The organism is Stenotrophomonas sp. (assembly GCF_032066555.1).
Classification (GTDB): domain Bacteria; phylum Pseudomonadota; class Gammaproteobacteria; order Xanthomonadales; family Xanthomonadaceae; genus Stenotrophomonas.
In genome coordinates this window covers 1-20225 of the sequence record NZ_DAMBKV010000003.1, presented here as the reverse complement: position 1 = coordinate 20225, position 20225 = coordinate 1, and the positions used below count along the sequence as shown (strand labels likewise).

22 protein-coding genes and 1 pseudogene are annotated in these 20225 nt (G+C 59.6%); 12 read left to right on the top strand and 11 right to left on the bottom strand.

Annotated elements, in window-relative coordinates:
- Window positions 1-11 precede the first annotated feature (11 nt).
- A complete protein-coding gene (gene aroQ / locus RT131_RS04975; protein ID WP_293707546.1) occupies window positions 12-458 on the bottom strand; it encodes a type II 3-dehydroquinate dehydratase in 447 nt (148 codons plus the stop codon).
- 611 nt (window positions 459-1069) lie between these two features.
- On the opposite strand from aroQ, the gene RT131_RS04970 reads away from it, so the two are divergent.
- From RT131_RS04970 to RT131_RS04955, 4 genes are all read left to right on the top strand, one after another.
- Window positions 1070-1699, top strand: coding sequence for a TetR/AcrR family transcriptional regulator (locus tag RT131_RS04970; protein WP_313170817.1), 630 nt, complete (start codon window positions 1070-1072; stop codon window positions 1697-1699).
- A 10-nt stretch (window positions 1700-1709) separates the two neighbouring features.
- A complete protein-coding gene (locus RT131_RS04965; protein ID WP_313170816.1) occupies window positions 1710-2333 on the top strand; it encodes a type 1 glutamine amidotransferase domain-containing protein in 624 nt (207 codons plus the stop codon).
- A 162-nt stretch (window positions 2334-2495) separates the two neighbouring features.
- Window positions 2496-2906, top strand: coding sequence for an organic hydroperoxide resistance protein (locus tag RT131_RS04960; RefSeq protein WP_313170814.1), 411 nt, complete (start codon window positions 2496-2498; stop codon window positions 2904-2906).
- A gap of 97 nt (window positions 2907-3003) precedes the next feature.
- Window positions 3004-3981, top strand: coding sequence for a zinc-binding dehydrogenase (locus RT131_RS04955; protein ID WP_313170812.1), 978 nt, complete (start codon window positions 3004-3006; stop codon window positions 3979-3981).
- 718 nt (window positions 3982-4699) lie between these two features.
- Here RT131_RS04955 and RT131_RS04950 read toward each other — a convergent pair.
- The 6 genes from RT131_RS04950 to RT131_RS04925 all read right to left on the bottom strand — a co-directional run bounded on the left by RT131_RS04950 (window position 4700) and on the right by RT131_RS04925 (window position 10650).
- Window positions 4700-5581, bottom strand: coding sequence for an STM4011 family radical SAM protein (locus RT131_RS04950; protein WP_313170810.1), 882 nt, complete (start codon window positions 5579-5581; stop codon window positions 4700-4702).
- Between the two features lie 7 nt (window positions 5582-5588).
- Window positions 5589-6950 (bottom strand): STM4012 family radical SAM protein, encoded by a 1362-nt coding sequence (locus tag RT131_RS04945; protein ID WP_313170808.1) that lies wholly within the window; start codon window positions 6948-6950, stop codon window positions 5589-5591.
- Entirely contained in the window at window positions 6947-7762 is an 816-nt protein-coding gene (locus RT131_RS04940; RefSeq protein WP_313170806.1) for an STM4013/SEN3800 family hydrolase, read from the bottom strand. The genes RT131_RS04945 and RT131_RS04940 overlap by 4 nt, the downstream gene beginning before the upstream one ends.
- Window positions 7755-8864, bottom strand: a complete 1110-nt coding sequence (locus tag RT131_RS04935; RefSeq protein ID WP_313171331.1) for an STM4014 family protein — start codon at window positions 8862-8864, stop codon at window positions 7755-7757. The genes RT131_RS04940 and RT131_RS04935 overlap by 8 nt, the downstream gene beginning before the upstream one ends.
- A gap of 22 nt (window positions 8865-8886) precedes the next feature.
- Window positions 8887-9798: an STM4015 family protein gene (locus tag RT131_RS04930; protein WP_313170804.1), complete on the bottom strand. Its 912-nt coding sequence runs from the start codon at window positions 9796-9798 to the stop codon at window positions 8887-8889.
- Between the two features lie 459 nt (window positions 9799-10257).
- Window positions 10258-10650 carry a hypothetical protein gene (locus RT131_RS04925; protein ID WP_313170802.1) on the bottom strand — a complete coding sequence of 131 codons (393 nt, stop codon included), beginning with the start codon at window positions 10648-10650 and terminating at the stop codon, window positions 10258-10260.
- Between the two features lie 564 nt (window positions 10651-11214).
- Here RT131_RS04925 and RT131_RS04920 point away from each other — a divergent pair.
- From RT131_RS04920 to RT131_RS04895, 6 genes and pseudogenes are all read left to right on the top strand, one after another.
- Window positions 11215-11436: pseudogene (locus RT131_RS04920) on the top strand (PAAR domain-containing protein); the annotation flags it as partial.
- Between the two features lie 87 nt (window positions 11437-11523).
- On the top strand, window positions 11524-11652 hold the full coding sequence (locus RT131_RS04915; RefSeq protein WP_313171366.1) for a hypothetical protein: 129 nt from the start codon (window positions 11524-11526) through the stop codon (window positions 11650-11652).
- The gene (locus RT131_RS04910; protein ID WP_313170801.1) at window positions 11652-12080 is read left to right on the top strand and encodes a DUF4123 domain-containing protein; all 429 of its coding nucleotides are present in this window, start codon (window positions 11652-11654) and stop codon (window positions 12078-12080) included. Before RT131_RS04915 ends, RT131_RS04910 begins: the two co-directional genes overlap by 1 nt.
- A gap of 4 nt (window positions 12081-12084) precedes the next feature.
- On the top strand, window positions 12085-12438 hold the full coding sequence (locus RT131_RS04905; protein ID WP_313170799.1) for a hypothetical protein: 354 nt from the start codon (window positions 12085-12087) through the stop codon (window positions 12436-12438).
- Between the two features lie 3 nt (window positions 12439-12441).
- On the top strand, window positions 12442-13161 hold the full coding sequence (locus RT131_RS04900) for a Tox-REase-5 domain-containing protein (protein ID WP_313170797.1): 720 nt from the start codon (window positions 12442-12444) through the stop codon (window positions 13159-13161).
- Window positions 13158-13859: an Imm52 family immunity protein gene (locus RT131_RS04895; RefSeq protein WP_313170795.1), complete on the top strand. Its 702-nt coding sequence runs from the start codon at window positions 13158-13160 to the stop codon at window positions 13857-13859. The genes RT131_RS04900 and RT131_RS04895 overlap by 4 nt, the downstream gene beginning before the upstream one ends.
- Before the next feature lie 92 nt (window positions 13860-13951).
- Here RT131_RS04895 and RT131_RS04890 read toward each other — a convergent pair whose 3' ends face one another.
- A complete protein-coding gene (locus tag RT131_RS04890; RefSeq protein WP_313170793.1) occupies window positions 13952-14500 on the bottom strand; it encodes a cysteine hydrolase family protein in 549 nt (182 codons plus the stop codon).
- 102 nt (window positions 14501-14602) lie between these two features.
- Between RT131_RS04890 and RT131_RS04885 the strand changes: the two genes are divergently transcribed.
- Window positions 14603-15577, top strand: a complete 975-nt coding sequence (locus RT131_RS04885; RefSeq protein ID WP_313170792.1) for a helix-turn-helix domain-containing protein — start codon at window positions 14603-14605, stop codon at window positions 15575-15577.
- Between the two features lie 341 nt (window positions 15578-15918).
- Here the strand turns inward: RT131_RS04885 and drt3b are convergent, their stop codons facing one another.
- From drt3b to RT131_RS04870, 3 genes are read right to left on the bottom strand one after another with little or no spacing between them, the layout of a single operon-like run.
- Window positions 15919-17907: an antiviral reverse transcriptase Drt3b gene (gene drt3b, locus RT131_RS04880; protein ID WP_313170790.1), complete on the bottom strand. Its 1989-nt coding sequence runs from the start codon at window positions 17905-17907 to the stop codon at window positions 15919-15921.
- Window positions 17900-19159, bottom strand: coding sequence for an antiviral reverse transcriptase Drt3a (gene drt3a / locus RT131_RS04875; RefSeq protein WP_313170788.1), 1260 nt, complete (start codon window positions 19157-19159; stop codon window positions 17900-17902). The genes drt3b and drt3a overlap by 8 nt, the downstream gene beginning before the upstream one ends.
- Window positions 19160-19208: 49 nt before the next feature.
- Window positions 19209-19649: a DUF2834 domain-containing protein gene (locus tag RT131_RS04870; RefSeq protein ID WP_313170787.1), complete on the bottom strand. Its 441-nt coding sequence runs from the start codon at window positions 19647-19649 to the stop codon at window positions 19209-19211.
- A 159-nt stretch (window positions 19650-19808) separates the two neighbouring features.
- On the opposite strand from RT131_RS04870, the gene RT131_RS04865 reads away from it, so the two are divergent.
- Window positions 19809-20186, top strand: a complete 378-nt coding sequence (locus RT131_RS04865; protein WP_313170785.1) for a hypothetical protein — start codon at window positions 19809-19811, stop codon at window positions 20184-20186.
- Window positions 20187-20225: the final 39 nt, after the last annotated feature.

Genomic DNA, 20225 nt, shown 5'->3' with positions numbered 1-20225 from the left:
TGGCAGCGTGTTCACGCAGCCGCTCCCACGCGCGCCAGTGCGGCGTCCATCGCATAGCGGTAGCTGTCGGCGCCGAAGCCGCAAATCACGCCCACGGCCTTGTCGCTCAGGTAGCTGTGCTGGCGGAAGGGCTCGCGCGCATGCGGGTTGGACAGGTGGATCTCGATGAACGGAATCGCCACCCCGGCCAGCGCATCGCGCAGGGCCACCGAGGTATGGGTGAAGGCGGCGGGGTTGATCAGGATGAAAGCGGTTCCATCGGCACGCGCAGCCTGCACCCGGTCCACCAGCACATGCTCGGCGTTGGACTGCAGGTGTTCGCTCTGGTGCCCCTGTGCCTGTGCCTGTGCAGCCAGCGCAGCGTCGATCTGGGCCAAGGTGGTGTGGCCGTAGACGTCGGGCTCGCGGGTGCCCAGCAGGTTGAGGTTGGGGCCGTGAAGGACCAGCAGTTTTGCCATGTGCCAAGGGTCGGCGGGGAAGGGCGGCAGTGTGAGGGAAGCGGGGAATGCTGTCCAGTTCGGCGAAATTAGCCGCGTTTTAATCGTTTGTTTGAAATTTGAAGCTGTGCTGGGGCTGCTTGTGGGGCAATGCCTTTGGGTCCTATCGGATGACGGCTTGGACACCCAGTTGGGTCCGGACCCAGAGTCACGCAGTTGCGCGATGCGCGGAACTTGCGAGGAAATGAGCGAAGTTGGGCTTTCCCCGAGACCCGCGACGACAAGAGCCCCTCTCCCGCCCGCGGGAGAGGGGTTGGGGTGAGGGCGGAGCGAAGCAGCAATCGTTGATCTGCGGATAAACCAGCCGCACCTGGCTTTAGGTGATGAAGCCAAAGCCAAAGCCAAAGCCAAAGCCAAAGCCAAAGCTCCCCTCATCCGCCCCTTCGGGGCACCTCGCTCCGCGCCCCGGCCTCGCGTAGCACGCGGAGCGTACGAACAGTCACGTGCCTACGGCCCGTAAACGCCTGTTCTTAACCCCGTATGCGGGAGAAGGGATGGCTGCATCTGCCTGCTTCTCCCTAGTAATTATCCGTTAATAGACGACCGGTCTATTCGAAGTAAGCTCCATCCCCATGAACCTCTCCCCCAAAGCCCAAGCCACCCGCCAGCACATCCTGGACACCGGCTACCGGCTGGTCCTGCAGAAGGGCTTTGCCGCCCTCGGCCTGCAGGAAATCCTCAAGGCCTGCGCCGTGCCCAAGGGCTCGTTCTATCACTACTTCGCGTCAAAGGAAGTGTTCGGCTGCGAGCTGTTGCAACAGTACGTAGACGGCTACGGGTGCAAGCTCGAGCAGCTGCTGGCCGAGCCCGGCAACGGTCGCGAACGGCTGATGCGCTACTGGGACGCCTGGGCGCGTGACCCGGCCGATCCGGCGCAGGGTTGGGCCGAGGAATGCCTGGTGGTGAAGCTGGCCGCGGAGGTGTCCGACCTTTCCGAGGACATGCGCCGCGTGCTCGACCAGGGCGTGCAGCGTCTGCTGCAGCGCATTGCCGCGCTGGTCGAAGAAGGCCGCGCCGACGGCTCGCTGCCGAACGGCAAGCCCGCACTGGATGTCGCCCGCGTGCTGTACCAGATGTGGTTGGGCGCGGCCCTGCTGTCCAAGCTCAGCCAGGACCGCCTGCCACTGCAACAGGCACGCGAAGCCACCGAGCACCTGCTGTTGTGCGGCAACGCCGTCGCACGTTCCACCTCCACTCATTGAAGGCACTGCCATGAATGTTCTGTTCGTACTGACCTCGCACGACCAGCTCGGCGACACCGGGCACAAGACCGGCTTCTGGCTGGAGGAGTTCGCCGCCCCGTACTACGTGTTCAAGGATGCCGGCGCCACCATTACCCTCGCATCGCCGGCTGGCGGGCAACCGCCGCTGGACCCGCGCAGCGATGAGCCCGATGCACAGACTCCCGCCACCGACCGTTTCCGCAGTGACCGCGATGCCCAGCAGCAGCTGGCCACAACACTGCCGCTGAAGCAGATCGACGCCAGCACGTTCGACGCGGTGTTCTACCCCGGCGGCCACGGCCCGCTGTGGGATCTGGCCCGCGATGCCGACTCCATTGCCCTGATCGAAACCTTCGACCGCGCCAACAAGCCGCTGGGTCTGGTCTGCCATGCCCCCGGTGCGCTGATCGCCGCGCGCGCCGCCGACGGCAAGCCGTTGGTTGCCGGCCGCAAGGTCACCGGTTTCTCCAACAGCGAAGAAGACGCCATCGGTCTGAGCGCCGTGGTGCCGTTCCTGATCGAAGACGAGTTCACCCGCCTCGGCGGCGACTACAGCAAGGGGCCGGATTGGGCGCCTTACGTACTCAGCGACGGCCACCTCGTCACCGGCTAGAACCCGGCCAGCTCCGAAGCCGTGGCCAAAGCCCTGCTCGCACAACTGGCCCGAGCGCCATAACCCCGTAGCCCGGGTAAGCGAAGCGCACCCGGGAAACAAGCGATCAACAACGCTCCCGCATTTGCATCCGACAGACGCACCTCTACCTAGGAATCGCCGATGAAGATCTTCTACAAAACCCGCGCCACCGCCACCGGTGGTCGCGCCGGCCACACCGCATTGGACGACGGCAGCCTCGGCTTTGATCTGGCACTGCCAGGCTCCAACAAGGCCGGCACCAACCCCGAGCAGCTGTTCGCGCTGGGCTACGCCGCCTGCTTCGACAACGCCCTACCGGTCGCGGCCAAGCAGCTGCAGTTGCAGCCGGCGGGCACCGCCACTTCGGTGGAAGTCGGCATCGGCCAGACCGTCGAAGGCGGCTACGCACTGGATATCGACCTGCACGTCGAAGTGAAGGGCCTGGAGCAGGCAGATGCCCAGTGCCTGGTCGAAGCCGCGCACAAGATCTGCCCGTACTCCAACGCTACGCGCGGCAATGTGGATGTTCGCCTGCACGTAACCGCCGCCTGATTCGAGATCAAAAGCCGGGTCAAAACCGGGGTCAGAGTGGGGTTTCGTTCCGAAACCCCACTCTGACCCCGGTTTTGACCCGCAAGAGGAGACAAACATGCGTAGCGCCATCCACACCACCTTCGGTGAACCGGCCGACGTACTGGCCTTGGGCGACAGCCCCATCCCGCAGCCCGGCCCCGGCGAAGTACGGATCAAGACCCTGCTCGCGCCCATCCACAACCACGACCTGTGGACCGTACGCGGCAAGTACGGCTACAAGCCAACCCTGCCAGCGATTGGTGGCAGTGAAGCAGTAGGCATCATCGAAGCACTGGGCGAAGGCGTCGAAGGCATCACCATCGGCCAGCGAGTAATGGCCGCCTCGGTGCACGGCACCTGGGCCGAATACTTCATCGCCCCCGCGCGTATGGTCATCCCGGTACCCGACGGTATCGCCGATGAAGCCGCAGCACAGCTGATCGCCATGCCGCTGAGCGCGCTGATGCTGCTGGAATTCCTGCGGGCCGAACCCGGCCAATGGATCGTGCAGAACACCGCCAACGGTGCGGTCGGCAAGACCCTGGCCATGCTCGCCGCCGCACGCGGCGTACAGGTGCTCGGGCTCGTGCGTCGTGATGCAGGTGTCGACGAATTGAAGGCACTGGGCATCAACAATGTGCTGTCTACTACCCAGCCGGATTGGAAGACGCGCGCACAGGCGTTGCTTGGCGACACGCTCGCACACGCCGCAGTCGATTCCATCGGCGGCAAGGCCAGCGCGGATCTGGTGTCACTGCTCGGCGACAACGGTACGTTGGTTTCGTTCGGCACCATGGCCGGCGAAGCCATGCAGATTCCCTCCGGCGACCTGATCTTCAAACAGGCCACGGTGAAGGGCTTCTGGGGCAGCAAGGTCAGCCAGCAGATGTCGGTTGAGAACAAGCGTCGACTGGTAGGCGAACTGCTGCAGCGTGTGCTGAGTGGTGAGCTGGAACTGCCGGTGCAGGCGATCTACGGGCTGGATGATGTTGCAGAAGCGGTGACGGCGAGCTTGTTGCCTGGGCGCAAGGGCAAGGTGCTTCTGAAACCCTGATTGCTGCGAAAGCGACCGCAGCAACGTAGCCCGGGTAAGCGCAGCGCACCCGGGTATCGGTGATCTGGAGATACTTCAGTCCATCGGCGAACAGCCCCGGGCGCGCTGCGCTTACCCGGGCTACGGCTACCGAAATACTGATAGCGGCAAGCGCGGCAGCAGGTTTCGACCAGCCAAAGCGAAGCAAGCTCCAAGCCCCCTCCCTTGCGCGCAGCGCAGGGGGGGTTGGGGAGGGGTGCTCCTGGCAGCAAACCATCAGCTCATGTCATGCCAGCCTTGCGGCTGACGCTCTCCCACAAAACTGCATCACCAGCAACGTAGCCCGGGTAAGCGCAGCGCACCCGGGTATCGGTGATCTGGAGATGCTTCAGCCCATCTGCCAACAGCGCCGGGTGCGCTGCGCTTACCCGGGCTACGGCTACCGGAATCCTGATAGCGGCAAGCGTGGCAGCAGGTTTCGACCAGCCAAAGCGAAGCAAACTCCAAGCCCCCTCCCTTGTGCGCAGCGCAGGGGAGGGTTGGGGAGGGGGGGCTCCTGGCAGCAAACCATCAGCTCATGTCATGCCAGCCTCGCGGCTGACGCTCTCCCACAAACCTGCATCACCAGCAACGTAGCCCGGGTAAGCGCAGCGCACCCGGGTATCGGTGATCTGGAGATGCTTCAGCCCATCTGCCAACAGCCCCGGGTGCGCTGCGCTTACCCGGGCTACGTTCACAGCTACGGTGTTGTAGCGATGGCCGGGGAATACGGGCCTTGCCCTCGAAACCGCTCCAGCACACCCGCCGGATAATCCCGCTGGAACGGCAGATCCTTGCGGTGCGCATAGCCGATATAGCAATCACAACGCTGGTTAGGGCAACCGCGTGGACGCAACTGTGCCTCAAAGCTGCCGTCGTACAGATTCCCCAGCGGCTCGGCGACGAAGTGGCAGCGCTTGACGTTGCCATCGCCATCCACCGACACCACGTTCTCGCCGGTGAAGCAGGGTGCGCCCAGGCTTGCCGTGGGTTCGAGGTTGAACAGGAAGTGCGGGTCCACGCGCTGCAGCTGCTGGATCTCGGCATCGCTGTAGTAACCGGCGGGGCGCTCGTCGTAGGCGTTGATCCACATCGGCACCTCGTCCGGCAGTTCGCCGCGCAGCAGTTGGATCTCTTCCAGATGCTCACGCATCGCCACCATGCCAACCGTGTAGCGCACACCGCGCCGGTCCAGCTCGCGGCAGCGTGCCAGGAAGGCGGCGCGGGTCACCTGCCCGGGGTGATAGGTGCACCACAGCGCGAAGCTGTCGATGTTGACCGCATCCAACCAACGAGTGCCGATGCACAGGTTGGTCTGTATCACCACGCGGCGGACATGCGGCATATGGCTTAGCTGCACCATCGCGTCGCGGTAGTGGCGGCGCACCAATCCCTCGCCCCACGGCGTGAACAGCACCGACAACTCCATCGTCTGCCGCTCCGCCCAGTCGACGAAGCGTGCAAGGTCCTCGGCGTCGCGGCGTAGGGCGGCGCGGGTGTCGTAGGTCTTGGCGAAGGGGCAGTACGGGCAGTCGTAATTGCAACTGCTCAGCCGGCCGCGATAGAGGATGGAAAGATGCATGCGCGGCTCAATCCAACTGGTAGTCGCGCATGCGCTCGGCCACGCCAGCGGAGATCAGCCACGGGCCGATGGTGTCGGCGCGGGCGAGACCCGTGTCGTTCAAGGCGACCAGTGCATCCTCGCGCGTCGCCAAGCCCTGTTCGAACAACTCATCCAGCTGCGGCAGATCGTCGAAGCACTCCGTGCCGAAGCGCTCGCGGTATTGCGCAAGATCCAACCCCGGCTGCGCCAGCAGTGACTGGATGACGAAGCGGCGACGGCGCTCGTCCTCATCCAACCGCACGCCGTAGTCGATGCGGGCGAAAGAGGCCTCATCGCGTTCCAGGTAATGCGCAAGAATGTCCGCCACCGAGCGCCGGCTGACGCCGTACTCGCTGGAGTAGTGCAGGCCGCTGGTATACGAGCGGGCGCCGCAGCCGATGCCGACCATGCCGTCGCTCTGGCAGCAGTACGCCGGCCCGCCGGAATCCGGTGCGTTCGCCGCTCGGAACATGCGCATCGATACCTGCTCATAGCCTGCGGCAAGCAGACGCTCGCGGCCGGCTTCATACAGGGCCAGGCGGTTGTCCACCGACTCGGGATGAATGACGAAGGAGCGTTTGCCGCCTTCCTTCGCGCCGATGCGGTCCAGCCCGGTGTGCGGACGCACGTACAGCGGGTAGAGGTAAAGCTCTTCCGGCTGGAAGGCGAGGGCGCTGTCGATCGAGGTCAGGAAGCTGGCCACAGTCTGCCCGGCGATGCCGTAGATCAGGTCCAGGTTGAGCGTTGGAATGCCAGCGGCACGAATCTGCGCGATGGCTTCCTCGACCACCGCGCGTTGCTGTGGCCGCACCAGCGAGCGCACTTCCGCATCGCTGAAGCTCTGGATGCCCATGCTGACGCGGTCGATGCCGGCGTCGCGGCAGATCTTCATCTTCGCCGCGTCCACGGTTTCCGGCGACACCTCGATGCCAGCAGGAATCGAATGCAGGTCGATGTTGGCGTGGCGCTGCACGAAATCGAACAGCCGCTGCAGTTGCGGCGCATCCAGATAGGTAGGCGTACCGCCGCCCAGCGCGAAGCGCACGAAGCGGTGTTCGCCCAAGGCATCGGCAGTCACCCGCAACTGCTTCTCCATCTGCGCCAGATAGGCTTCCACTTGCGCCGGTGCCGGCCGCGCCATTGCGAACAGATTGCAGAAGCCGCAACGGTAGCTGCAGAACGGCACGTGCAGGTACAGGAACAGCGCATCACGCGGCTCACTCGCCCAGGCATCGGCAAGCAGCGGCGGTTGGGTGATCGGCCGGTACGCGGACTTGTGCGGGTAGGAGTAGGAATAGGCCTGGTAGGGCTCGAGCCGCAGCAGCTCTGGCAAACGATGGGCGGTCATGGGCTCAACACAAAATGCGCATAGGGGACGTTCATCACCGTCTCGTGGGCGAGGCGGTGGCCGTGGAAGCCATCCTCGCCGTAAGCGGTGCCATGGTCGGAACAGAGGATCACGAAGGCTGGCCCACGCGCACGCAAGGCCGCGAACAATGCCGCCAACTCGCCATCAACGTAGCGCAACGCGGCGCAGTGGCTGTCCAGTCCATCCGCGTCGCAATCGGGCAGGTAATGCCGGTTGGGCTGGTGGATGGCCGAGACATTGATGAAGAGGAAGCAGCGCTGCTCGCCCGCGGCCTGCAGACGCTCGCAGGCCAGTGCCACCTGGCGCTCGGTGGAGTCGATCGCCGTCACGCCGAGCTCGGGCTGCCAGTGGCTTTCCTCGAACAGGCTGGGCAGTTGCGAGCCCAGCGCATTGCGACGGTTGAAGAAGCCAACGCCGCCAATGCAGATGCTGCGATAGCCCTGGTCGCGGAAGCCGCCGACGATGTCGGCACGGCCGGAGAATACGAAGGTCTCCGGTACGATGGTCTCGCTGCCTTCAAATTCCAGCGCGAACAGGCGCGGATGCGGCCCCGGCCGTGCAGGCGTCGGCAGGAAGCCGGCAAAGAACGCCGAGTGCGCCGCATAGGTGAAGCTGCCTGGCGTATGCCGCAGCTCCCAGCCATCGGCCGGCAGGTGCGGCGCAAGCACCGGCAGCTCGCCGCGCTCGAAGCAGCGTTGGGCCGCATCGAAGCGCAGCGCGTCCAGGGTGATCATCACCACGTCATGGCTGCCGACGATGCGGTGCATGTCGGGCAAGCGGGTCTCAAGCATGGGCGTACTCGTTGATGGCAGAACGCGCAGGCGCCAACAGCGCCTGGTCTTCGTAGGTGGTGCGCCCGTCATGGCGCAGGTCCAGCAGCAAGTCGCCGAAGCCATTGGCTTCCAGCACCCAGCTGCGCGTGCCGCGCACGATCAGGTCGAAGCCGATCATGCGGCTGGCGGGGAATGCAGCCGCGGCGTTCACCGTGGCAGCTTGCAGATGGCGGATGGCGTCGGCATCCAGCAGTGCTTCCAGTTGCGTGCGCGCATTGCCCAGGTGCAGGTTGGTCAGCGCGCCCGCGCTCATCCGCGCCACCCGCTGCCGTGGCTGGCCATCGAGTGCGACCACGCGCACGTCATAGCGGCGGCCATCGCTACCCGGCACGGTGGACTTCGGAATCCAGCGTTCGATGTAGGCGCCTTGCCCGGCCAGCAAGTCCACCAGCCGTGCGATATCGCGATGCCGGTCGTAGCGACGCTGCCGCAGCGAGTTGAACACCCGCCAGCGGCCGTCCTGTTCGACCAGCTCCGCCGAACCATAGGCCACCTCGCGGCCATCGCGGTTGCGCGCATAAGCCAGCACGCCCGCGCCGGACGAGCCGTAGCGGGCTTTGATGAAGACGCGCTCGCAGGCGGCATCGCGCAGGCGTGCGCATAGATCCTCGTAGCCGCTGATCGCACCGAACAAGGGCGGCACCGCCACGCCTGCATCCGCCAGCACATGCTGGCAGCGGAGCTTGTCCGACATGCAGGCCAGATCGGCCGGTGCATTGAGGTAGCGCGGCTCCGCCGGAAGCGACGCCAGCACATCGGCAAAGCCGGCGTACCAGAACTGCTGATGCACCAGCTCGCCATGCGCGGCAGGCAAGGGCGCATCGCCGGCAGCGCCGGACAACTCCCAGCCGCGCAGCACCAAGGCCTGGTGCAGCGCAGGCGCTTCGCCGGGTGATTCCAGCTTGACGATGGCGCCGGGCGCCTGCGCGAGTGCCTCAAACAGTCGCGCAGGTTCGGTGAGCAGGGTTTCGTAGTCGAACACATGCGCGGCAGGCGCGCCCTGATCGTGCAGGGCACGCTGCAGCCACCCGATACGGCGGCTGCCGCGCGGGCCGATCAACAGCCAATTGGCCATCTTCGCCTTACTCGGACACCGCCACGTAGCGGTCGCCGTCGTCTTCTTCTTCCGGATCGTCCAGCACCACCGTGCACGGCAGCGCCTGCAGCTTCTGCTGCCACGCTGCGGAAATGTAGTGGTGGCTCAGGTCGATGCGCTGCAGGCTGCCCAGGTTCGGGCTCTCGCACAGCGCCTGCGCGCCGACGTCGCCGATGGTGCCCAGCGACAGGTCCAGTGTCTGCAGCGTGCCCAGCCACGGCTCACCGGCCAGCCACACCGCCAGCTCGTCGCTGATCATGGCGTTGCGCAGGCCCAGGTACTGCAGGCGCTCCGGCCCGATCGCCAACAACAGGCGCTGGTAGACCGCCACATCGCCATCGAAGCCATAACCATCGTCGCCAAGCCACAGCTCAAGATGGCGCAGGGCCGGCAGCGTGGAGTTGGCGATGGCAATGACGATCTCGTTCGGCAGGCCACCGCTCTCGATCGCCAGCTCCTGCAGCGACGCATGCGTGAAGGGCTGCAGTTCAAGTTCGGAGGTGCCACGGATACGCAGCGACTCCAGGCCCGGGAAGGCCTCCAGCAGCGGGTTGTAGGAGATCTGGTTGATCCACGACATCTCGCAGTCTTCGTAGGTCATGTCGCCCACGAACAGCGCCTTCAGGTTGCCCAGCTCGGCACGGCGCGCAATCAGCCCATCGATCAGGCCCTGCGGGCCCTCGCCGGAGGCTTCATCCCATGCACCGATGATCAGCACTTCAATCGACTTCGGATCAACCTGCTCGAAGAAATTGGCCAGCAGTTCTTCCTGGCTCTCGGCGCTGTCGTATTCCTGCATCAAGCGGTAAGCGACATCGCCGGCTACGGCCGAGCCCCCCATCTGGAAGTCAACGACTTTCTTGCCACGATAAACCTGCGTGTATTCGCCAATGGTCACGGTACGTCCTTGCCGGAAATGGTGCCGTAGCATAACCGAGAGGATGGTGATGCTGGCAGCAATGCGTGACGTTCGATGGAAGGCGTAGAACCTTCGCCGTTCCGTAATCATGCTGTGCTAATGCAGCAATCAAGCGCAAACAAGCAAGCAGAAGAAAAAAGCGAAGCCAACTCAGCCCCCTCCCTTGCGCGCAGCGCAGGGGAGGGTTGGGGAGGGGTGCACTTCGCAGCAAACCAACAACCCAAGCATCCCCAGCTTCGCAGCTAACGCAGCTCCCACAAAAAAAGGAGCCCACCAGCAAGCCAGCAGCAAAAAGCGAAGCCAGCTCCAACCCCCTCCCTTGCGCACCGCGCAGGGGAGGGCCGGGGAGGGGTGCTCTTCGCAACGAACCAACACCTCAAACATCCCCAGCTTCGCAGCCAACCCACCTCCCACAAAACCAAGCAACCAGCTTCAGAACTACAACGAACTACAAACAGCCACATAGTTCCCCTGGCTGATATTCAAATACTTGACCCCGTTGTAGTACTTATAGCCAACCCCCATCACCCGATGCCCACTCTCGGTAGGGAACACCACAAACTCATACTCATCCCCAAACAGCGGATCAGCAGGCGTAAAGCTCAGATTGACCTTGTCACCAAGATCATCATGCTTCCGCTTCCAGGTCATCTTCCCCTGCAAGTCCTCGCCCAGCAGCTTCACTTGCGCCCGCTGCGTCTTGGTGTCCCAAGAGATCACCTCCGGGCCAATCGAATCACCCTCGACCTTGCAGATGGTTGTCTGGGCAAAAGCAGGCGCAGCAACGCCCAGCAGAAGAAGGGTGGCCACGTGAGATGGTTTGAATCGCATTGAGTAAGTCCAGTAGTTCGGGCCAGCGTTGATCGAATATTCCGTGGCGGGTTTTACCAGAGGGGGCGAATAGGAGCCAGCGTCGTTCGATATCGCTCACTCAACCAAGTCGCTCAGGGCTTTTGGTCAGGCCTATGCGGCCTCAAACTCCGCTTGATTGTGGAAACAATCGAACCGATGGCTCCCCATCTTCCCGATACTGAGTGAATGGCTTCAGTAGCGCCTCGTCTAGCTGTTCCAGTAACAGTTCATCCATCTTCCCTTGGTTTGACCGCTTGCAAACGCTAATGCTCAGCGGGCCTCGCATGGAGCTCACTGGAGTAGGCTTTCCTTGCTTCCCATCAAGCCCATTTGGTCCCGTCGCTGGATAACTTCTTTCCAGATGATTCCCGTCTGGTAAAGATGCCAGCACTAGTTATCTTGAGGTGGGGGGGGCGGCAAACTGGCCGGCGCCGTGAGATTGGATAGCTTTGAAAACTGGCATTCTCCGCATCAGCCAGCCATCGCATTGTCGTCGCCGCAAACACGAAGCTACAATCAGGGCAAGTCAAACGGAGTTGGCTGATGAGAATGCTCATAGTTCTGGGTGACAGACACAGCGGTGGCGGATCGGTCATCAATGGGTCACCCCATACGGACATAGACGGAAAGCCGATTGCCCGAGTAGATGACAAAGCCGTTTGCCCCCTGCACAAAGGTGTCTTCCCGATCATCACAGGGGATAGCACGCTGATCATCGACGGTCAGGCGGTGGCACGTCATGGCGACAAGTTGGCATGTGGCTGCAGCCTCATATCAGGGCAGCAGAACCATGCTTGGGTTGACGCTGGGGGCAGCGGGAGCTCGCCTGGAGGGACAGTTCCCTCAACAGTCATGGACGCAGCGCCGGTACTGCAGTCCCTGGTGCAGAAGCAGAATCCCGCTTCTTCGGAGAAGTCCGAGGTGTGTGAAGAGTGCCTGCTCGCAGCCGCCAAGACCGCGACGGTATTTCTGGGGCGCTGATGATGCATACCTACCTCATCGTTGACTGTGCGGTCAGGGCCGACGCTGCCCGTACCCTGCGCTTCTATGCCCAAGACCTTCCCCATCGCTCCTTGTTCCTTGGCCAGCCTGAGGCCAAACATGCGGATGCAGGTCCTTGGCTGGTCCAAGTGGACGGGAGCACAGGTTTGCATGGATGGCTGAATGCGCTGGAGGGGACTGGGGATTGTGTGCCGTGTGTCAGCTATCTGAGTAGCACTCAGGACTTTGAAGCGATTTTCGCGCACCTTCAGTCGTTCTTGGATCTACGGTTATCCAATGGGGCCAGCGCGCTATTCCGTTTCTGGGACCCTCGCGTATTCAAACGATTGCAGCGGGTCCTGACCCCCGAGCAAAGCCAGAGCCTCATGGCGCCATTTTCCGACTGGCGCACCACCAACGGACGGTAGAACAATGCCCTTAGAGTTGAACGCAGAGCAGGAAGCCCTCTTGCGCTTGCCAGAGCCGGAGTCTTTCACCGAGCGTATTGCGGCAGAGATCCGGCGCGACATGCCGGACGAAACGCAGCATATGTCCGACCAGCAGTTGTTGACTGCGGTACGTGAGTCCTATGACTTCGCCACCTACGAGCTGCACATCACTCGCGTACCGACGCTGGTGCGCTGGGTGCGAGCAGACACGGTCACCAACGGACAGCTTCGGCGGGAACCAGCCGTGGTCTTGAAGGTGAGGGCCTCCATCAACCCCAACCTGACAGCAGAGGATCTGTTGTCGATCTTCCGTGCACAGACCAATTGGAGGAATTGAGAGATGGCCAGTGCAATTCCAGTAGGCGGGCGCGCCATCGGCGAGGTTCTCCGGCGCTCGGCATCGTTGGAGCGGTTGCGGCGCGCGATCGGCGTCATTCCAATGGAGCAGGTAAAGGAAGGCGACTGCACCAACCAAAGCAGCTCGACTGAATGCAACCAGTGCAAATTGGACCAGGGCGCGTTGGTGCCGGCGGTCCCGCGTCGAGCAGTACGCCGCGAGAACAAGGTCAACTGGGATTACCAGTTGCAGATCGCCAACATGAACGCAGGGCCCGAGCGATTCAGCTACTGCGACAAGAATACAGGCTTGCCGGTAACCGCTTTCGACACATCGCTTGCTGGGCGCGCATGGTCGGCCATCAAGGGCGAGCCGCAGCCCAATGCCGAGCAACTGAACTTAACCGAGTGGCTATACGGTGGCGTGTACTTCGATGGCTTCTGGAGGTCCCAATGCACTGTGGTGGACGCGAAGGGTCGTTACGCACAATTTCTGTCCCCGGATGATGGAGCGCCCAAGCTAGGGTTCCCCCAGCGATTCGTCTTCCCAGGCATGATTGAAGAGGCTGGTCGGCAGATTGCAGTCATAAACACCGCGATGCCGCAAGCAAAACTGCAGTGGCATTTCATGCAGATTGAGGTCTATAAATGGGCAGCTTCCAGCATTCCGCCGCCCGTTGCTTGCATCCACACTCCATACATCCTGCAGGTTGTCCAAGCATGATATTTACAATCCTCCGCCTCGATATCGGAAAGCGAATAGAGACCGACGTTCGTAGTACATACCGCCATCTGTTAGAAACGCTGCGGCGCATTCCCGGAAACCATGAATGGTTCTGCGGGGAAAATACACCCAAGCAAAGCCTAATTCCGTTTGAGGATGAGGACGCTGTCCTGCTTAGACTGCAGGAGCGCACCAAATTGATGGGGTCAGAATCACTTAGTGCGGCGCTGGTCAACGACAACGGGACGAAGCGGCGACCTGGCTTGATCGAGATCGATTACATCCCTGGAATGGGGTACATGACGGTTTCGCTGTACCGCCCGGACCAAGTTCAAGCCAACCCCACGCAGTTGGTTGCTGACATCATGCTTGCGGTGTTGGAAGGTGAGCGGGGAACCACGTTTGCGTTTGCCGACGTGTACGACAAAGTGGACGGGGAGTTCCAGTACTACAAAAGCAAGTATGCGACGTTCCCGCATCGCAAATGCGTGGGCTGGATGGCGTACGTACCAAAGACAGTGACCCAACAGCAGCTACCTCTGGCGGCCACCATTCTTCCCGCGCCCGGCGGCTCCATCGTGGTAACCGTTGATCAGGCATTTGATCTGGCAAACAAGGATCACATTCAACGGGCCAACGAAGTGGAGATGGATATGAACGATCTTGGCTTGCTTCCCGTCATTGACCCGACGTTCTAGAGGAGGAGGCTCCCAAATTGGGAGCCTCCCCGCCATGCATGGGCTTGGCAGGGCTGGGCTGCCCCTTTTCCATCTACCCTCGTCGCTGGCTATCAGCCCTGCAGATAGCTATCCGTAGCAACAGCCCGCCCATACCCGAACTCAAACGACGCCATCATCGCCGCATGCACCTGCGCAGCCGGCGCCACAACGCCGTTGAATTCCAGGTCACGGGTAGCGCAGGCGTCGTGCAGCACGGTTACCGCATAGCCCATGTCGGCGGACGCACGCACCACCGCATCCACGCACATATGGCTCATCGCACCAACCACCACCACGTCCTCGATACCGCGCGCCTCAAGCTGCTGCTGCAGATCGGTATCGCGGAACGAATTGACGTGGTTCTTGACGATCACCGGCTCGTCGCCGATGGGTGCGACAGCGGCCATGATCCGCACCCCGTCCGAGCCCGGCACGAAGATCGGCGCATCACTGCTGGCGGATTCATGGCGGACATGCAGCACCGGCACGCCCTTGGACCGCGCATCGGCAATCACGCGCACTGCGTTTGCGGTGGCGGCATCAATGCCCACCAGCGGCAGCTTGCCGGTGGCAAGGTATTCATTCTGGAGATCGACGACGATAATGGCGCGCTTGCTCATGTACGGCTCCCTTATGGGTGGTTGAATGGTGGGAGAAGTCTCCGCGACCGGCCTGCCACCACGAAGAGGCGCTACCGACATTCTTGAGGGCGGTACCGACAGATGCGCACCGACGGTCACATCCAAGTGGGAATCCTGCTGTATCCCGGCGCCCAGCTGGCGGCGGTGCTCGGCCTCACCGACCTGTTCGCCCTGGCCGGCCGGCTCGCCAGCGAACGCGCAGCAGCCGCCGCGCCCGGACTGCAGGTCACGCATTGGCGCATCGAAGCGCCCGGCCAAGCGCCGCAAGCCGTCTACAGCTCAAGCCAGCCGCCAAGCGGTACGCCGCGGGTAATGATCCTGCCGCCCAGCATGCAACCACCGATTTCCACCGAAGCCGCCGCGCCCTACCTGGGCTGGCTGCGCGCATTGCATGACGACGGCACTACCCTCGCATCGGTCTGCGCCGGCGCATTCCTGCTGGCCGAAACCGGGCGCCTGGCCGGCCGCACCATCACCACCAACTGGCAATACGCCGAATTGCTGGCCGCACGCTTTCCGGACGTGACGCTGGACGTGGACCAGATGCTCATCGACGGCGGCGACATCTTCAGCGCAGGCGGTGCCATGGCCTGGACCGACCTCGGCCTGCGGCTGGTGGACCGCTACCTCGGCGCCGCGGTGATGCTGGATGTAGCACGCACGCTATTGATCGACCCACCCGGCCGCCAACAGCGCTACTACAGCAGTTTCTCGCCACGCATGACGCACGGCGACGCCGCTGTGCTGGCCGTGCAGCAATGGCTGCACGACACCCACGCCAAACAGGTTGTATCCGCCGAACTTGCACAACGCGCAGGGCTGGAAGAGCGCACCTTCCTGCGCCGCTTCCAGAAAGCCACCGGCATGACCGCCACCGAATACTGCCAGCGCGTACGCGTGGCCCGCGCCCGGGAGATGCTGCAGACCAGTAACGTGCCGCTGGAGCGGATCGCCTGGGACGTGGGTTACAGCGACCCGGGTTCGTTCCGGAAGGTGTTTAGCAGAGTTGTGGGGTTGTCGCCGGGGGAGTATCGGAGGCGGTTTGGTGGTGGGTGAGTTGCAGATCGCTTGATTGCGAAGCGGGCGCGAATAAAGCGTAAAACTCTTCAAGCTTTGGCTCAGCTGAACTACGCAACTTCTCGATGCTTTTTCATGTTGAGATAACGCGGGACCAAAGCATCAATCAGCGTCCTATGCCAGATCTGCGGAATAATCAGAAGCTGGCCGGAATTTAACCCAGTCTAGTTCTATCACTAAGGATGAAACGAAGGGGTGGCCTCATCTCAATAGTGTGTGCGGCCGAAGCCGCCCTGAGCTACGCGTGCATCTACGCATCCCAGTAGATTGCAAATTTCAGAGCCTATCGGCCACCCCAACGAGCGCACATGATTCCACGACTAGTAGACCGCACGCAACTCTTTGCGCTCGAGCAAATTCAGTAGATCGATTTCTTTCCAATCGATAAACCAAGGTATGGTCTCAAAATCCTTGACTAGTTCATCGATAGCCGAAGCACCAGAGGTGGGCAAGCCCAAGTTGTCGAGGAGCATTGTGGCCCAAGCGATGCGTCTTTGGATTTCAATATGAGGGCAGCCAATGAAGTCCAGCGCTGTTAGCAGTTTTTCGGTGTGCTTTGTGTGATCGCCGGATTCTGCAAGTAGTGAGTCCACGCTTTCACAAACCCACTTTCGGATTACTGCGTAATCAGGTCCGGACTTAATGTAGTACATGGCCGAAACGAGATTAAAGTAAGAGGCGGGTCTGTTTTCTGAAATGAATGCAGTTTCCAAGATTTTAGAGGGGATGCTTAGCTCTGCATCGAATTCGCTGACAGCAAGAAGGATATTTTGGGTCTCCAGGTCCACAAACCCATCAGTTCTGGATTCGCTACTGGATAGCTCGATAGTTCTTGTGGCCTCAGTTATGAGTGCCGCGGTCAGTGCAGGGGAGTAGTCCTTTAGGCTGGATTTAGAGAACCTAGAGATTATAATTATTAGCATCGAAAGTTTATATGAAGCATTTACCGAAGGGGCAACGCTATATAGGAAAAAGATGCACTTTATTATAACGGCAAGGGCTTCATAGGTGTTTTTTTCGTGATCGGCGGCCTCGGGAGAGCCTAGTGGATGCTGTGGTGATTGATGGTATGAGTCCATCAAGGAGACGGCTCTGTTCTTTATCGCTGAGATTAGATATGCAGATATTTCGTCGTATCCGCATTTATTGGCGGAACAGCACGTCTTTACGTCATTGCAAAAGCTAAGAAAAAGTCTGTCATGTTTGAAAATTGGCGTGGCGATCAGATTTCTGTTCTCGCCGCGACTTTGTTTTGTGAATTTCCGAACAAACTTTGAAAGAAGAGCCTTTGCGTCTAGGATGGATTTCGACTTCTCGGTAAGGAATGGGCGCTCATGGCGCCTTATCTTTGAATCGTTTACGTTAAGCTTTAGCTTTGAGAGCTCGGATTCAATCTCGGCGAATACGATTGAGGATGTTTTTGTATCGTTTGTAAAAACAAAAAAATCATCGACGTATCGACGTAGCTCATAGTCCTCTCCGTTCTTGTAGCCTTGATTCAATAGATTTTCTTTTACTTTTTCGTCAACTTCTTGTAGGACAATTTCAGCAAATATCCGACTTATCTCAGGCCCAATAACGATTCCACTTGTCTCGCCGTGATTTGCGCATTGCATGAGTTTGTCGAACTTGCTGCCAAAGGACTGCGGTTTGAAGTTGTCTTTGGCAAACGATTTGCTTTTAACTGCCCATAGTATTGTGTGGGTATAAATGCTGTCGAAGCACTTTGCGACATCGAGCATCAACAAATTCTTGAACTTCTGCTCTAGGTCTATGAATTCATTAGAATCAAAAAACTTGTAAAGTCTGCCGTGGCCGCGGTAAGAGAAGAATGATGGGCTGTGCGATAGATACTTATCCAGCTCGTTCAGTGATACTTGTGATCGTTTGTAGCGCGAAATTTCGCTTTCTTGCCCCCTTGTGAAGTAGGAGGCTGCAACGCCCTTTGGTGCTCTAAGCGTTGAGCTGCTTTTGCTTGTGTAGGTGGTAATTAGTGCTGAGTACTTTTCATAAAATTCCATCATTCGCCACTGTGATCCTGGGTGGGGGATGGACAATTGGCGGTGAGATAATGAGCTTTTCTTAATCTTGTAAGAGTACGGAACGTGCCATAGGTCTTGGCCCTCCTGCCGAATTACTTTGTCAAATACCTGCTCGGCAAGTCCTGATGATGTGGATTGGTTCTTTATCGCGCGGATATATAGTCCGTCGTTCGAGAATATTATGGGTGTCTCCGCTGGGGATGTTTCAGTTACGAGGGCGCGGAGTCTGTCGCTTTTCCTAACTTTTACCTTTCTTTTCTCATTCATATTTCCAACACCTCTGAATGCGGCTTAGCTCCTTAGGGCTAAATTGATAGAATCGCTTGTTTCTTGCTCCGGAATAGAAGCTATGCCGAAGAAGTTGGGCTAGTTGGGATTGGGTAAGGGCGGCGGATAGTTTCTTAAAGATCCTGCCCTTTGTTGAGCGCAGTGTTGATCTTAGGAACTTGTCAAGCTCTATTATGTTTTCCGAGCGGTCCAGATCCACCAGGGGGTAATTGAAGTGAATTCCGGAAAGTCTGGTAATGCCTTTACTTCTGTCTCGGATGCTGATGTTGCTCGTCAAGTGGCGAATCCGTTTTTCGAGTAGACTGAAATCTTTGGTTTTTAAATAATCCAAATACGATTTCATGATTCTCGTTTTTGTGCGCGCTATTTTATTTCTCGCGATGTCGAGCCACACGTCGCGGGTGTGATCTGTGCGAAAGTTGTGCTCTGATTTCGCTATGTGAAAAGAGTAACCAAGATAGTCGAACTTCAGAAATAGCGTTTTTTTGGTTGTTGCGTTCTCTTTTGGTGTGCATTTATCGAGAAGTAGAAAGAGGTTTTTTGATTTCTTGAATGTCATGCCTGTCGGGAGTAGTTTCTCGATCTCAGCGATTTTCTGGGATGGACTGTCGCCAGGTTGCATAACTAGGACTATGTCGTCTACGAATCTCTTGTAGAAAAAAACCTGCTCTTCTTTCTTTACCGAGCTGTCAAAGCAATCCATCATTGCATTTGCAAGTGTTGGGCTAACTACTAGGCCCCGGGGTAATCCCGAATGGCCTTGGGAAGAATGATGATCCACCAATGTTTTTAGTGCTCTTTTTGCGGAAGGGTGAATTCGCTTGGTGGATGCGATGTGGTTGTATATTGTTTCTTTGCTGAATGACTCGTAGAAGCTTTTTACATCGACCTTGATTACTGTGAAGGCGACCTGCTCGGTGAGGATGGTTTTTAGTGCATCGACGATGTCGTCGCGGCTTTCATAGTGGGAGGTGGACGCTGCCTTTAGTATGCGATTTAGCATTCGTAAGGCGATCGTTGCGGAGTGCTCTTTTGCACGGGCTATTGGCTTTGCGCCCATTTCTCCATACGAGATCGCAGCTACGAGGGTGGTTGGGAGCGCGAGGTATTTAGTCGCTTGCTCAATGGATGCTTTGAGGGTTGGGGCATCTCGCAGGCTTGGTTCTAGAAAGAAATCGACCTTTCTAACTTCTTTTGCGATATTGTGTGAAATTAGGCCGCCGCGGTGCATTTGCTCTCCCTTTTGAATAATTTAGATCTTATTTGCGGTTGAAGCGGAATCATCCCCTGGTCTCTGGGCGGTGGCTTCTTCGCATGTGTTGGTGTCTGAGCATTAGGAAAAGAGGCAATGCCAGTGAGGGGCCAACTATAAGACTAGATAAAGGGATCCACAGACGGCGCATCTTCAGTCTGCGTCCTTCAGAAAAGATCAGCGCGATAGTCGCAAGCCCGGAGATGAGTACATCAGCCCAAGCGAATGCAGCGATTTTGCTGGACGTCGCCTGCTGCAACAGCAGCGGCACATTGAGGCCGTTGGCAGACAGCCATGGCACAAACTGGGCGAGGGGCAGGGCTGTGCCTGCGATGCAGAGAAGTAGGTAAACAAACCGCATGTTGCTCTCCGGCTGATTCGATTGGTTATCTCTGGCGTGGATTATCGCTTGAACCAAGGAATTCTGGGCCTTGTTGAGCCGGAAACTCGGGAGTTCCAGCGCGATCAAGGAAGGCAGATCCGCAATTATTCCCAGAGCCCGTAAGAGCTCTGCGGCACCAGGTAGCTCTTAGGCGTACTCAGCCCGCAATCACCCATTACCGATGGACATTCCCCCATCACCAACACACTGGCATCCTGTCGCCTGCTCATCAGGGGATGAAAGTCGATGTTTCGATGTGTTGTTCTTGCGGCTGCACTATTTGCAGCCCTTCCCGCGCGTGCGGAGCTGGCTTTCGAGGCGCCGGTGGCGTGCGCCGATGCGGATTCGGCTCCTGCGCTGAAAGGTAGCCTTTGTGTCACCACCCATGTTCCGCTGCGGCATGAATCGCCGGCCGATGGTTCGCTGAAGCTGTTCGTGCGCTGGTTTCCTGCCGAGACGGTGGAGCGGCGTGGGGAGGTTTGGTTGTTGGCTGGTGGGCCTGGTGAGTCCGGGGCGTCCTTGTATCCGGTGGTTGCGACCTTCCGGCGTGCGTTTCCCGGTTATGACCTGGTGATTCCGGATCACCGTGGCGTGGGCCGGTCGGAGCGTGTCGCCTGCCCGTAAACTTGATCCAGGCATTCTTAGAGGTCTCCGGGCAAACTA